At 39.7% G+C, this 12,776-nt stretch carries 13 protein-coding genes; 8 read left to right on the top strand and 5 right to left on the bottom strand.

Going from position 1 to position 12,776, the window contains the following annotated elements; all coding sequences use genetic code 11:
• Positions 1–2 precede the first annotated feature (2 nt).
• Both cmk and IB67_RS02655 read right to left on the bottom strand, forming a co-directional pair.
• Positions 3–674 carry a (d)CMP kinase gene (gene cmk, locus IB67_RS02660; RefSeq protein ID WP_072759553.1) on the bottom strand — a complete coding sequence of 224 codons (672 nt, stop codon included), beginning with the start codon at positions 672–674 and terminating at the stop codon, positions 3–5.
• A 4-nt stretch (positions 675–678) separates the two neighbouring features.
• A complete protein-coding gene (locus IB67_RS02655) occupies positions 679–1,008 on the bottom strand; it encodes an STAS domain-containing protein (protein ID WP_339747515.1) in 330 nt (109 codons plus the stop codon).
• Between the two features lie 220 nt (positions 1,009–1,228).
• Between IB67_RS02655 and IB67_RS02650 the strand changes: the two genes are divergently transcribed.
• Positions 1,229–2,221: an IS110 family transposase gene (locus IB67_RS02650; RefSeq protein ID WP_498875439.1), complete on the top strand. Its 993-nt coding sequence runs from the start codon at positions 1,229–1,231 to the stop codon at positions 2,219–2,221.
• Positions 2,131–2,424, top strand: coding sequence for a transposase (locus IB67_RS02645; protein WP_498875508.1), 294 nt, complete (start codon positions 2,131–2,133; stop codon positions 2,422–2,424). The genes IB67_RS02650 and IB67_RS02645 overlap by 91 nt, the downstream gene beginning before the upstream one ends.
• Before the next feature lie 49 nt (positions 2,425–2,473).
• On the opposite strand, the gene aspS is transcribed toward IB67_RS02645, so the two are convergent.
• From aspS to IB67_RS02630, 3 genes are read right to left on the bottom strand one after another with little or no spacing between them, the layout of a single operon-like run.
• Positions 2,474–4,198, bottom strand: coding sequence for an aspartate--tRNA ligase (gene aspS, locus IB67_RS02640; RefSeq protein WP_339747642.1), 1,725 nt, complete (start codon positions 4,196–4,198; stop codon positions 2,474–2,476).
• 24 nt (positions 4,199–4,222) lie between these two features.
• Positions 4,223–4,876 carry a fructose-6-phosphate aldolase gene (fsa, locus tag IB67_RS02635; RefSeq protein ID WP_339747645.1) on the bottom strand — a complete coding sequence of 218 codons (654 nt, stop codon included), beginning with the start codon at positions 4,874–4,876 and terminating at the stop codon, positions 4,223–4,225.
• 58 nt (positions 4,877–4,934) lie between these two features.
• Positions 4,935–5,507, bottom strand: a complete 573-nt coding sequence (locus tag IB67_RS02630) for a flavin reductase family protein (RefSeq protein ID WP_339747648.1) — start codon at positions 5,505–5,507, stop codon at positions 4,935–4,937.
• Between the two features lie 148 nt (positions 5,508–5,655).
• Here IB67_RS02630 and gatA point away from each other — a divergent pair, with 148 nt between their 5' ends.
• Genes gatA through IB67_RS02600 form a run of 6 tightly spaced genes read left to right on the top strand, consistent with a single transcriptional unit; the run spans position 5,656 to position 12,736 of the window.
• Positions 5,656–7,029, top strand: a complete 1,374-nt coding sequence (gatA, locus tag IB67_RS02625; protein ID WP_498875438.1) for an Asp-tRNA(Asn)/Glu-tRNA(Gln) amidotransferase subunit GatA — start codon at positions 5,656–5,658, stop codon at positions 7,027–7,029.
• 41 nt (positions 7,030–7,070) lie between these two features.
• A complete protein-coding gene (gatB, locus tag IB67_RS02620; RefSeq protein ID WP_072759543.1) occupies positions 7,071–8,504 on the top strand; it encodes an Asp-tRNA(Asn)/Glu-tRNA(Gln) amidotransferase subunit GatB in 1,434 nt (477 codons plus the stop codon).
• 26 nt (positions 8,505–8,530) lie between these two features.
• Complete coding sequence (locus IB67_RS02615) at positions 8,531–9,457, top strand: hypothetical protein (protein ID WP_072759532.1); 927 nt, start codon at positions 8,531–8,533, stop codon at positions 9,455–9,457.
• A gap of 30 nt (positions 9,458–9,487) precedes the next feature.
• The gene (gene hemW, locus IB67_RS02610; RefSeq protein WP_498875437.1) at positions 9,488–10,612 is read left to right on the top strand and encodes a radical SAM family heme chaperone HemW; all 1,125 of its coding nucleotides are present in this window, start codon (positions 9,488–9,490) and stop codon (positions 10,610–10,612) included.
• Complete coding sequence (locus IB67_RS02605) at positions 10,609–11,700, top strand: FtsW/RodA/SpoVE family cell cycle protein (RefSeq protein ID WP_498875436.1); 1,092 nt, start codon at positions 10,609–10,611, stop codon at positions 11,698–11,700. Before hemW ends, IB67_RS02605 begins: the two co-directional genes overlap by 4 nt.
• 1 nt (position 11,701) lies before the next feature.
• Complete coding sequence (locus IB67_RS02600) at positions 11,702–12,736, top strand: UDP-N-acetylglucosamine--N-acetylmuramyl-(pentapeptide) pyrophosphoryl-undecaprenol N-acetylglucosamine transferase (protein ID WP_498875435.1); 1,035 nt, start codon at positions 11,702–11,704, stop codon at positions 12,734–12,736.
• Positions 12,737–12,776: the final 40 nt, after the last annotated feature.

Here is a 12,776-nt window from a genome sequence, read left to right as displayed (position 1 = left end):
GATTAATTGTCAATCACTCTGCATTTGTTCTTGACTATTCTCAAAATTTCTTCTATCACTTCTTCTATTGTCATATTTGAAGTGTCGATTTCTACCGCGTCTGGAGCTTTAACAAGTGGTGCAATCTCTCTTGATGTGTCGTTTTTGTCGCGTTCAATGATCTGATTAAGCAAGATATCAAAACTTATTTCTTTTCCTTTTGCTTTAAGTTCTTCGTATCTTCTTTTAGCTCGGACTTCTGGAGATGCTACAAGGAAGATTTTCACTTGTGCATCTGGCATCACAACTGTACCGATATCTCTCCCCTCTGCAACTATGCTTCGATTCTTACATATCTCTTTCTGCAAGTTAGTAAGAAAATTTCGCACCGCCGGATTGGCACCATATTGCGAAGCGTAAACTCCGGCTTCGGCGGTACGAATCTCATCTCCTACAATCTTACCATTAACTAAATAATTCCCATCTTTGTATTCAATAAACAAATTCTCAAGTTTTTTCTGAATTTCTTCTTCGTCAGCATCGGGACCTATACCACTTTCTTTAAGATAAAGCCCAACAATTCTGTACATAGCACCAGTATCGAGGTAATCTATGTTAAGCCTTCTGGCAAGCTCTTTGGCAACAGTAGTCTTCCCGGATCCGGCTGGTCCGTCTATTGCTATTTTGCAGTACAATTTATCAAGCCTCCTCGACTGTCTGAACTATCTTAAATACTCTATCAAGCCTTGTCATTTCAAATATACGCATTACGGTTTGTTTTAACGACGCGAGGACTAACTCCTTTTCAGCCATTCGCGCATCTTTGTAAAGTGCAACCAGGCTGCCCAAACCAGCGCTGTCAATGTAATTTACTTCTGACATGTCGAGCACTATTTTGTTAGTTTTGGACTCAGTGATGACATCTTTAAGAAATTTCTTCACTTCTCCAGAATGGTATGCATCAATTTCGCCATGAATAGTCACTATCAACTTATCGGCTAATTCTTTCTTATCGAATTTAATAGCCATATCCACACCTCCTACGTAAAATTATGGTATAAATATTTTAGTCAAAAGATAGGCAAGGGCAGGACAACTTTTTTCGCCTTGGCTTTCAAGCCATTTTTGGAGTCTGTTGCCTGCCTTTAACCATGATAAGTTGATTGGGTTTGAAACCCTTGTCATCATGGAGGTTTGGTTCAGCAGGCACCTGCCCTCGCCTTTCTATCAAACAAAAGGAGGTCATATCATGCATACCAAAGTTTTCTCCATTTTCGTTGGCATTGACGTTTCCAAAGAAAAGTTCAACGTCTGTGCCATTTCCAAGCCTGATTCCATCATTTTCGAGAAAGTTTTCGAGATGTCCAAGCAAGGATTTGCCTCCTTTGTTGACAGTCTTTCTTCTTTCCCCAAAGACTCCATCGTTTTGGCTATGGAGTCTACCGGATGTTATCACCTCAATTTGCTTTCCTTCCTTGCCCTTAACGATTTCTCTTGCATCGTCCTTAACCCTCTTATTGTCAAAGATTCCCCTTCTATTTCTCTTAGAAAGACCAAAACCGACAAAATCGATGCTCGCTCTATCGCTTGCACTTTATTTTACCTTCAACACCAGCTTCCTTCTTCCCCATTCCTCAATCCTGAGTTCCGGGATATTGTTAGGGAACGTGAAAACATCATACATGATATTTCAAGAATCAAGAACAATATCGAAAAGCTTCTTAATCTCCTCTTCCCTGAGCTTGAAAGATTTACCAATATATACAACGATGCTATCTTAGACCTGCTTTCCTCTTTCCCTTCTGCTAAAGCTATTCAAAAGGCTTCTATCAATACTCTGAATGCCTTCTTCTCAAAACCTGCCGGAAGAAAGCCGAAACTTTCTGTTGCTTTTCTAAAAGAACTTGCAAGTAATTCTATCGCTCAATATTGGCCTATGAAAGAGATGTTACTCGTTCAAAACATTACAAGACTCAGACTTTTCCAACAACAGCTTGAAGAATGTGATAGCAAGCTTACTCAATATTGCGAATGTTCTTCGAACAATGTGGATATTGAACTACTCACTTCGATTAAAGGCATTGGACAAAACAGTGCGATGCATTTCTTAGCAGAAGCAAGATTTCAAGGTTCAGTTCCTACAAAAAGCTCATTGCATATTGTGGACTTGATCCAAGTATATATCAATCAGGTAAAAGCAAAATTGAAAGTCATATTTCCAAAAGAGATAATGCACACTTAAGACGAATAATTTGGCTAATGTCAGTGAGTGTTGTAATACACAACGAATACTTTAGAGAATACTTTGAGAGAAAAAGAGTGCAAGGATTACCGTACAAGAAAGCGATAATGTCAGTAGCGCACAAGTTGTTGAGAACGATGTATGCGATGTTGAAAAAGCGTGAAAAATTCAATGTTGGTTTTGCATTAGCTACTTCGGAGTAAAACTTTTAATTTTACATAGTTGACTCCTAATTTGTTATCTCAAAAATACCTACTCCTTCAAAACGATTCCAAGTTCTTCGAGTTGTGATGAATAAACTTTTGACGGTGCATTTGTAAGCAGACACGTTCCGCTCGATGTTTTTGGGAATGCGATAACTTCCCTTATATTATCCGCGCCAACCGCAATAGCAGCAAGTCTATCTAAACCAAATGCTATACCACCATGTGGTGGTACACCGTATCTAAGAGCATCTAAGAAGAAACCGAATTTTTCTTGTGCTTCTTCTTTCGTTAATCCTATTATATCAAAAACTTTCTCTTGAAGCTCTCTTGAGTGTATCCTTATACTTCCGCCTCCAACTTCAAAGCCGTTAATTACCATGTCGTATGCGTGAGCTCTGACTTTTGAGAGTTCCACACCGCTGTTTATGTCTTCTTCATACGGCATTGTGAATGGGTGGTGTCTCGCGACGAATCTATTTTCTTCTTCACTCCATTCGAGGAACGGGAAGTCGATTACCCACAGTGCATCGAAACCTTCGACTTTCACATGTTCTCTTCCGATTTTGAGTCTCAAGGCTCCGAGCGCCTCGCTAAGCCTTTCTCTATTATCATGTGCTGCCAATATGAATACGTCTCCTTCTTCCATTGAATACGCTTTCGAGATCTCTGTGTACTCTTTTTCAAGATATTTAACTGTTGTCGATGCGATTTGACCATTTTCAAGCCTAAACCAGAGCACACCACCAAGTCCGAAATTCTTGACAAATTCGGAATACTCATCTGCTATTTTCCTACTCATCGGTATACGAGCTTTAAATCCCTTGACCGAACCACCTTTCGATAGGACGTCTTGGATTATTTTGAATTCTGAACTTTTGAAAAATTGAGTCAAATCTTGGAGTTCCATACCGTATCTTCTGTCTGGCTTGTCTGAACCATACTTTTCCATAGCCTCATCATAACTTATTCTGTCGAACTTTTCTGGTAGTTCTATTCCAACTTCCGCGTACATTGATCTTATCAACCCTTCTGCCATTTGTAAAACATCTTCCATATGAACAAACGACATTTCTATGTCTATTTGAGTGAATTCTGGTTGTCTGTCTGCCCTTAAATCTTCGTCGCGGAAGCACCGTACTATCTGGAAGTACCTATCCATTCCTGAGACCATTAGTATCTGTTTCATAAGTTGTGGACTTTGCGGAAGTGCGTAGAAGTTGCCTTTTTTTAGGCGAGATGGTACTAAGAAGTCACGAGCGCCTTCCGGTGTGCTTTTTGTAAGGTACGGTGTTTCTATTTCAAGGAAGTTGTTTTCCGAAAGATATCTTCTTGCTGCGAAAGCAAGTTTGTGCCTCGTAATAATGTTATTTGTCATCCGCTGCGTCCTTAAGTCGAGGTATCTGTATTTCAGGCGCATTTCTTCGGAAACATCGTCGCCCGGATAGAATGGAGGGAGATCAGATTTTGAGAGTATGTTTAATTTTTCCGCAAGGACCTCTATCTCACCGGTTAAGTCGGATGTAACCGCCTCGGGTGGCCTTTTTCTAACAACACCTTCGATGTTGATCACGTCTTCTCGTGAAAGTTGAGCAACAGTCTCGTAAGCTGGAGAATCGGGATTCACAACTATCTGCGTTCTACCGTATCTGTCCCTCAGTACTATGAATTTTACACCACCGAGGTCTCTAATCCTTTCGATCCATCCGGCCAATACTACGCGTTTGCCTTCGTCAGATGCCCTTAATTCGCCGCAAGTATGTGTTCTATACATCTATTTTCCTCCCTGCTCTATATTTCATTTCTTGTTAGCCTTGTAAGACTCCCAATCCTGCAGAAATCTTTTTATTCCAACATCTGTGAGGGGGTGCAAAAACATTTTTTTCAAAACGTCGAAAGGTATCGTTGCAATATCCACACCTATCATCGCTGCTTCAACAACGTGCATAGGATGGCGTACACTTGCTGCTATGACTTCTGTTTCGAATCCATAATTTGTGTATATCTGCATTATTTCCTCGAGTAGTTTCAAACCGTCGTTCCCGTTGTCATCAATTCGACCAATGAATGGGCTTACAAACGTTGCTCCTGCCTTTGCTGCAAGGAGTGCTTGGTTTGCGCTGAATACCAACGTTACGTTTGTCTTTATGCCTTCTGCCGAGAGCACTTTAACTGCTCTTATGCCATCTGGCGTCATTGGAATCTTAACTACTACGTATTCATCTATTGAGGCGAGTTTCCTTGCCTCTTCGACCATCTCTTTCCAATCTAAAGAAATTACTTCTGCCGAGACCGGTCCTTGTACGAGTTCACAAATCTCTTTGATGCGTTTCTCGAAGTCTGCGCCTTCCTTTGCTATGAGCGTTGGATTTGTAGTGACACCATCTACTATCCCCCACTCAACGCCCTGTCTTATCTCATCAATGTTTGCAGTATCAAGGAAAATTTTCATACTTTCCACCTCCCCTACACGTCTTAGATAGAATTATATCAAAATTATATCACTTTTTTCAAAAATTAGATTTTTTTAACTCTTCCAAAACTTCCTCTTTTCCAAATTTTACGCTGTCTGTTACTGCAAATGTGTATCTGTCGTTGCCGTGATAAAGCAGCAGTTCTTTTGAAAGGTTGTCTTTGTAAAAGTTTTCATCATAGTGTACTCCGAGGATTTCACCGACATATAGGATGTGGTCACCGTATGTTCGTTCTTCAACTACTTTACACTCATAGCATGAAATAGCATTCTCAAGCACAGGGACGTTCAACAACTGTCCTTGAGAGTATTTCAACTCGAAAACTTTTGCTTTATCTATTTCCTTTCCCGAAGTTCTTCCAACATAGCCTGCGATTTTGTAATCACTGTATTTCAGGAAATTCACTGAGAACATTTTCGACTTTTGAATCAATTGATTTGTATATCTTTTTGGAGATATAAGAACCCCATACAGTGGTGGATCAAAGGATATCTGAGTGTGCCACGCAGCAGACATGAAATTCACCTTTTCTGACGAAACAACACCGATTATAGCGACTGGGAATGGGTAGTGAAAATAATATTTCGAACTATTCTTTTCAAAAATCATTATTGCACCTCCCAATTACTAAGTCTTGGATTACCGTTATTATTTTAACATATATAAGTACATTTTGCTGAATGTGTGGTATAATTTCATCCAGAGTGCGCTTTAATTTTAATATCGAAATTTCTGGATTGCTTTGGAGGTGTTTAATTTGCTGTTCGGTACTGTAGAATTCGAAAAAATTACTATAAGTGAAGCTTCGAAATTAGTTGAGCAAGGTTATGGAGAATATCTTGTAAAGACTTCTTTAGAGGTTATAGAAAAGGAAGATAGTGTTCTAAATGCCTTCATAAGTGTGAATAAAGACGCCAAACCCGGCATACCGATAGGCATAAAAGATAATATAAATGTAAAAGGTCTTGGAACGACTTGCGCTTCAAAGATTTTGAAAGATTACATCGCTCCTTACGACGCGACTGTAGTTAAGAAGCTTAAATCAATGAATTTTTCGATTGTTGGAAAAACTAACCTTGATGAATTTGCAATGGGAGCAAGTACGGAGTATTCTGCTTTTGGTCCCACGAGAAACCCTCACGATAAGAGCAGGGTAGCGGGTGGAAGCAGTGGTGGATCCGCCGCGGCCGTTGCATCTGGTGAGGTTGTCGTTGCGCTCGGCAGTGATACCGGTGGTTCTATAAGACAGCCCGCAGCATTTTGTGGTGTTGTCGGATTTAAACCATCGTATGGATTAGTTTCAAGGTACGGTTTAGTTGCTTTCGCTTCGTCACTTGATCAGATAGGTCCTATTACAAAAAATGTTGAAGACAGTGCCATAGTCATGAATATAATAGCAGGAAAAGATGAAATGGATTCAACGACAGTGGAGCGCAATATAGACTTCACTCAGTTCATAGGTAAGAAAATGCCAAAGAAACGATTTGCTATTGCAAAACAGTCCTTCGGTGAAGGTGTTGATGATGGTATCAAACAGAGAGTTGATGAATTCGCAAAATTTGTTGAGTCGCTTGGTCATGAAGTTGAGCTTGTAGATATAGATGAGATAAAGTATTCCGTCGCAACGTACTACATAATCGCTCCTGCTGAAGTGAGTTCTAATTTGTCGAGGTTCGATGGTGTGAAGTATGGATATAGAATTTCCGCAGAAGGCCTTCGCGAAATGTATGAAAAGACGAGAGGATACGGCTTTGGTGAAGAAGTGAAGAGAAGGATACTTATCGGAACGTTTACTTTGAGCTCAGCTTACTACGATGCTTATTTCGAAAAGGCACAGAAAGTAAGAAGAAAGATATCAAAAAAGTTATCAGAGGTATTTGAAAATTACGACTTCATAGTAACTCCGACATCGCCAATAGCCGCGTTTGAAGTTAGCTCGGTCAGTGATCCGCTCGTGTATTACTTGATGGATATATTCACAATTCCGGCAAATCTTGCTGGACTGCCAGCTATCAGCGTACCTTTTGGTAAGTCGCAGAATCTTCCAGTTGGCATTCAGATCATGGGACCAAGATTCTCTGATGCACTCGTGCTTGGCATAGCCGATGAAATAGAGAGAAATATTAAATGATATGTTTTAATCAACTGTTTTAATTGAAGGAGGAAGGTGTGATGGATAAAAGATACAAGCCAGTAATCGGACTTGAAATACACGTACAGCTTAACACAAGGACAAAAGCGTTCTGCGACTGCAGTGCAGATGTGTTTGAGCTTGAACCGAACACATCGATATGTCCAGTTTGTACTGGTCAACCTGGTGCGTTACCTGTACCTTCGGAGGAGATGTTTCTCCTTGGCACAAAACTTGGCTTGGCGCTGAACTGCAAAATAAATACATACTCGAGGTTTGATCGAAAAAATTACTTTTACCCTGATTTACCAAAAGGATATCAGATAACACAGTTCTTTTATCCACTTGCAGAGCATGGATACTTGGAAGTTAATGGCAAGAAAGTCAGGATAAGAAGAATACACTTGGAAGAAGATGCCGGTAAATTATTTCATGCAGGTGATAGCATAACAGAAGCAGAACACTCTCTTGTGGATATGAATAGATGTGGTATTCCGCTCGCCGAGATTGTTACAGAACCTGACATAGAGTCTCCTGAAGAAGCAAGAATTTTTATGGAAAAACTTAGAAGCATCGTGAGGTATATAAATGTAAGCACGGGAGATATGGAGAAAGGTGCTATGCGATGCGATGCGAATATCTCTGTGATTGACACTCTCACAGGTAAGCAAAGTAATAAAGTTGAAGTTAAGAACATGAATTCTTTTAAGTTTGTTGAAAAGGCGTTGCAGTACGAGTATGAAAGAATCATAGATTTAATGGAAAAAGGTTTGGAAGTTGAAAAGGAAACGAGAGGTTGGAATCTTAGTACGAAAACAACTGTCAGTATGCGAAGTAAAGAAGAAGCGCACGACTATAGATATTTTCCAGAACCTGATATACCACCAATTATTTTAACTCAAAATTATATAGAGAATGTGAAAAATAACTTGGAAGAATTACCAGACCAGAGATTGGACAGATTTGTCATTGAATATAAACTGAGCGAAAAAGAAGCGTGGGTTCTTGTTGAAGATAAACAGATAGCCGACTTCTATGAAGAAGTTGTGAGAAAAGTGAATAAACCGAAAGAAGTAGCTAATTGGTTTTTAACGGAGCTCTTCAGACTTTACGGAGAATACGGACAAGAAAGACTTAGTGTGACAAGTGATACATTCGTAGAAATTATAGAACTCGTAGAAAACGGAACAATATCAAGAAATATGGCAAAAGAAGTCTTCCAAGAATCTGCATTGTCTGGCAAGTTGCCAAGGCAAATAGTCGAGGAAAAGGGGCTTAAGCAGGTTGATGACTCATCGTTGATAGAAGAGGTAGCAAAGAAAGTGATCGAAAGCTATCCACAACAAGTGGAAACGTTCAAAGCTGGCAAGGAAGGTCTTTTCGGGTTCTTTGTGGGACAAGTTATGAAAGAACTGAAAGGGAAGGCAAATCCAAAGACCGTTAACGATGTTCTTAATAAACTTTTGAGAGGATAATTTTCAGCTTTTTAAGGGGGGAAAGTATGGATTTCAAACCGTATAGAGTGTCGAAAAAAACTCCTATACATTCGAGTTTTAAGATTACAATTGTTATAGTACTCTTCGTCTTGGTGTCGACAATTGGTTTCTCAGATGATGGCGAACTTTTTTACGGAGAGAGATTCATTAAAAGTTTGCAACCATGGGTAAGTGGTTTGTATAGTTCTGTTTCTTTCAACTTGTGGAACCTTTCTTTGGTCTACGAAGATTCGAAATTGGCTGTTGGTTTGAGATTGCATGATGAAAATATTCGAACCGAGAGTTATAAACTTGGATTTATAACTGCGAAAAGAACAGTGGACAAAAGTTATTTTGACCTGCTTACCTTTGTTGGTCAGACATATGGTGTAGCACTTACTTTAGGATATGAAAATTATTCAATACCGAGTACAGGTTTTGAGAGGACTTATTATATCTCACAAAACCAAGTCATTCAAACCGAGTATTCAAAGACCTGGTTCTCGCTACCAAGTATTCCTTTTGGTGAAGGTACAATTGGTCCATTTTCACTCAATTACGAAGGTTTTTCACTTAGCAAAATGGGTATAAATCAACCGAGCATAAATATCAGAAGGGGGTTTGCAGGGATAGACTCACTCCAGTTGAGTTATGTCCAGCTTGGCAGTATACATTCACTTGGATTTTATGTCTTCGCTGATAAATCACTTGAGCAGGGTGTAACAGCTAATCTCGGTTGGGATTTTGAAGAAGGTAGGCCTGTAGGAATATTAGGTGGTAGGATATTCATAGACTTTCAAGATTTTAGATTTTTCTTTGCTGCGTACGGTACATATGTCCCGTCTTCAGAGAGTATAAAGTATGGGATATGGATGAGGTTCCTCTCGCCTGTCTCAGGAGATTTAATAATTCAAAATAATGTTGCTTACTTTAGGTTTAAATTTTCCGACTGAAAACAGATATTTTTTACGGAGTTGGGTAAATTGTGTGAAGATATCTTGTTAGAGAGAGTTCCGAATGGTTTAGGGGTTTACATTCACATTCCGTTTTGCAAAAGTAGATGTATTTACTGTGATTTTGTGAGTTTTGTTGATAAGAACTACGAAGAGTACACAGAGTATCTCTTAAAAGAAATTGACATGTACAGTGAATACCTTTCGACTGGCATTTCCACCATATACATTGGCGGTGGCACTCCGAGTATTTTTCCTTTGAGGAATATAGCAATGATATTCGAAAAACTTTCAAAGTACCTAAGTTTAGAAGAGTTTACAATAGAGGTTAATCCTGATTCGTTGAGCGAAGAACTTGCGAAAGGGTATAGAGCCCTCGGCATAAACAGATTGAGCATGGGATTGCAAAGTGCGGATGATATAGTTTTAAAGAAGTCGGGTAGATTATATGATTTCGAAACATTCTTGCGAAAGTTTGACTTGGCCCGAAGATATTTTGATAACATCAATGTCGATTTTATAGTTGGTCTGCCGGGTGAAAGTTGGAAAAGCATCCAAGAGAATGTTCGGTTTATTAACGACTTTCAACCGGATCATATATCTATTTACATGCTCGAAGTGCACGGTGAGAATGGTAATCAAATCTTGAAAAGACCGGACGAGCAGACTTTTCAAAGATACGAAATGTTCTTAGATGCCGTTAAGAATTTAGGATATGAAAGGTATGAAATATCGAATTTTGCTATGAACGGGAAGTATTGTTTGCACAATTTGAAATACTGGTTCAACGCTGATTACATCGGTTTAGGGATTGCAGCTGGTGGGCACATTGGGTTTATTAGGTACAATAATTACGAATCTTTAAATGATTATTTCATCGCTATATCTGAAGGGAGACTGCCGAGAGTCTATGAAGTGGTAAACACTCCCGAACGTGAGGCGTTAGAAACGCTCTTCATGTCTCTTAGAACAAAATGGGGCGTGAATATTGAGTACCTCAAGGAAAAGACTCACGTAGATGTGTCTGAAATTCTGGATATTTTGAAAAGAAGGTTCGACTTTTTTGACGGCGTGAAACTTTCGGAAAAGGGTATGGACTTCAGTAATCTCTTTTTTGTGACAATGCTAAATATTTGGGAGGAATACTTCAAGTGAGAAGAGAAATTGCTGTTACGATAATCGCATATCTGATCCTTTTTGTACTTGGTGCAATCGCTATGTACAGTTTAGATATTGCCAGAGAGCAAGTGCTTGGTACGTCGAGTAGCTTTTTCCAAAAGCACGTTATTATGCTTGTTTTGAGTTTGGTAATAATGATTGCCGCGATGAACATACCTTTTAGTTTTTATGAAAAGAACGCGACATTGTTCTATTTCATAGGTATAGGTTTGTTAATTTTAGTTTTTTTATTCCCGTCTATCAATGGGGCGCATAGGTGGATAAGAATTGGTGGATTTACACTGCAGTCCTCTGAGTTTGCAAAGATAATACTCATTCTTTATCTTTCTGTCTACGCAAAGAATAACAAGGGAAGAATGGAAGAGTTCAAACGCGGTTTTCTTTTTCCTTTGTTTTTAGGTGCAGTGTATGCAGGCTTAATTTTGATCGAACCCAATTTGAGTACAGCGCTCTTCACTTTTATGATTGCCGCGGTTACTTTGTACTACGGAGGGGCTAAGTTTCGGTACTTTTTGATATTGCTTTTCATAGTAATTGCTCTCTTTATCGTTGCCGTTATTGGTGGATTTCTCCACTCTTATCAGCTTGGAAGGTTGAGATACTTTTTCAGTGGCGAAGTAGCTCCGCAAGTTGATATTGCTTTGAGAACGATAAAGAATTCTGGAGCAACAGGATGGGGCATTGGGAACAGCTGGCTGAAAGTCTATGTTCCCGAGGCCGAGAGTGACTTTGTTCTTGCTGTTATTGGGGAAGACTTCGGATTTTTTGGCATACTGCTTGTCAGTGTGGCTTATTTGCTTTTGAGTTATTCGTTGATGAGGGTTGCAAGCTATATAGATGACATCGCCCTCAGGACGTTCACTTGGTCTTATGCAACTGTGATCTTGTTTCACGTGTCAGTTAACCTTGGTGTTTTCGCGGGTGTTTTTCCAGTAACTGGAATTCCTTTGCCATTCATAAGTACTGGTGGAAGTTCGATGATGGCACTTCTTACAGGGTTTGGTATAATATTATCCGGCTTGCTAAATAGAAAATCTTACGAGACGGGAGAGAATGAAAGGTAATATGAGCAGAGGCAAATTGAAAGTCGCGGTAGCAGGTGGCGTGACAGGTGGTCATCTTTATCCTAATCTCGCGGTGCTTGAAGAACTCGCCAAGAAGTACGATTCAGAAGTTTTGTACTTTTGTGTTGAAGGAAAAATTGAAGAGCGGTTGCTTCCTAAGGTTCATCCTGAATACAGACGAGTAAGTATCTCTGTCAAAGGATTAAGGCGCCCAATAATTCATCCAGAGAATGTGTTTAGATTTTTCAAGTTGAGAGCAAACGGAATTCGTATAAAAGGAGAGCTCAGAGAGTTCAAACCTGATTTTATCTACGTCTCCGGTGGTTATGTCAGCTATCCGGTGGCACTCTCTGGCAAAAAGCTCGGATTTCCTGTATATGTGCAAGAGCAAAATACGATTCCAGGAAGGGCGAATAAGGTTATCTCCAATTTTGCTAAAAGAGTCTTTGTCGCTTTCGAGGAGAGCGTACAGCACTTTCCTGAAAGTGCAAAGAGCAAGATAGCCGTGACAGGAAATCCGGTCTGGACTAGGGAAGGCGTTGCAGAAATTCGTCATCCAACAGTTTTAGTGATAGGTGGGAGTGGCGGTAGCGAATTCTTAAATCGCATGACAATCGAAGTTGCAAAGTTGCTACCTGACATCGATTTTATTTTGTCAACGGGTGGGAAAAAGTTAGAAGATGAAGTTCCACAAAATGTTGAGTTAAGAGATTATATTGAGAACATGTACGCTTACTGGCGAAGCGTTGATCTGGCAATAACGCGTGCTGGGGCAACGACTATTTCAGAGCTCATCCATTTCAACGTCCCTGCAATTGTTGTACCTTGGGAAGGTGCAACCGAATCGCATCAGGTAGTTAATGCGAAGCTCGTTGAAAAAGAAGGACTCGGTACGATGGTACGTGAAGTGGAATACACACCTGAGAAGATTGTCGAGCTCATAAGGAAAATGCTCGAGAGAGGTAGAAAATTTGAAGAGCGTGAAAATCCATCAAAAAGAATTGTTCAGATGATAGAAGAAGACTTAGGCTTTTAAAATTCAAAGAGTGTAATATTATTGAGATAAAACTATGACC

Origin of the sequence: Fervidobacterium riparium, assembly GCF_025370035.1 — a bacterium.
Lineage (GTDB): Bacteria > Thermotogota > Thermotogae > Thermotogales > Fervidobacteriaceae > Fervidobacterium > Fervidobacterium gondwanense.
Note: the sequence above shows the minus strand (reverse complement) of the source record. Positions and strands in the feature narration are given on the sequence as shown.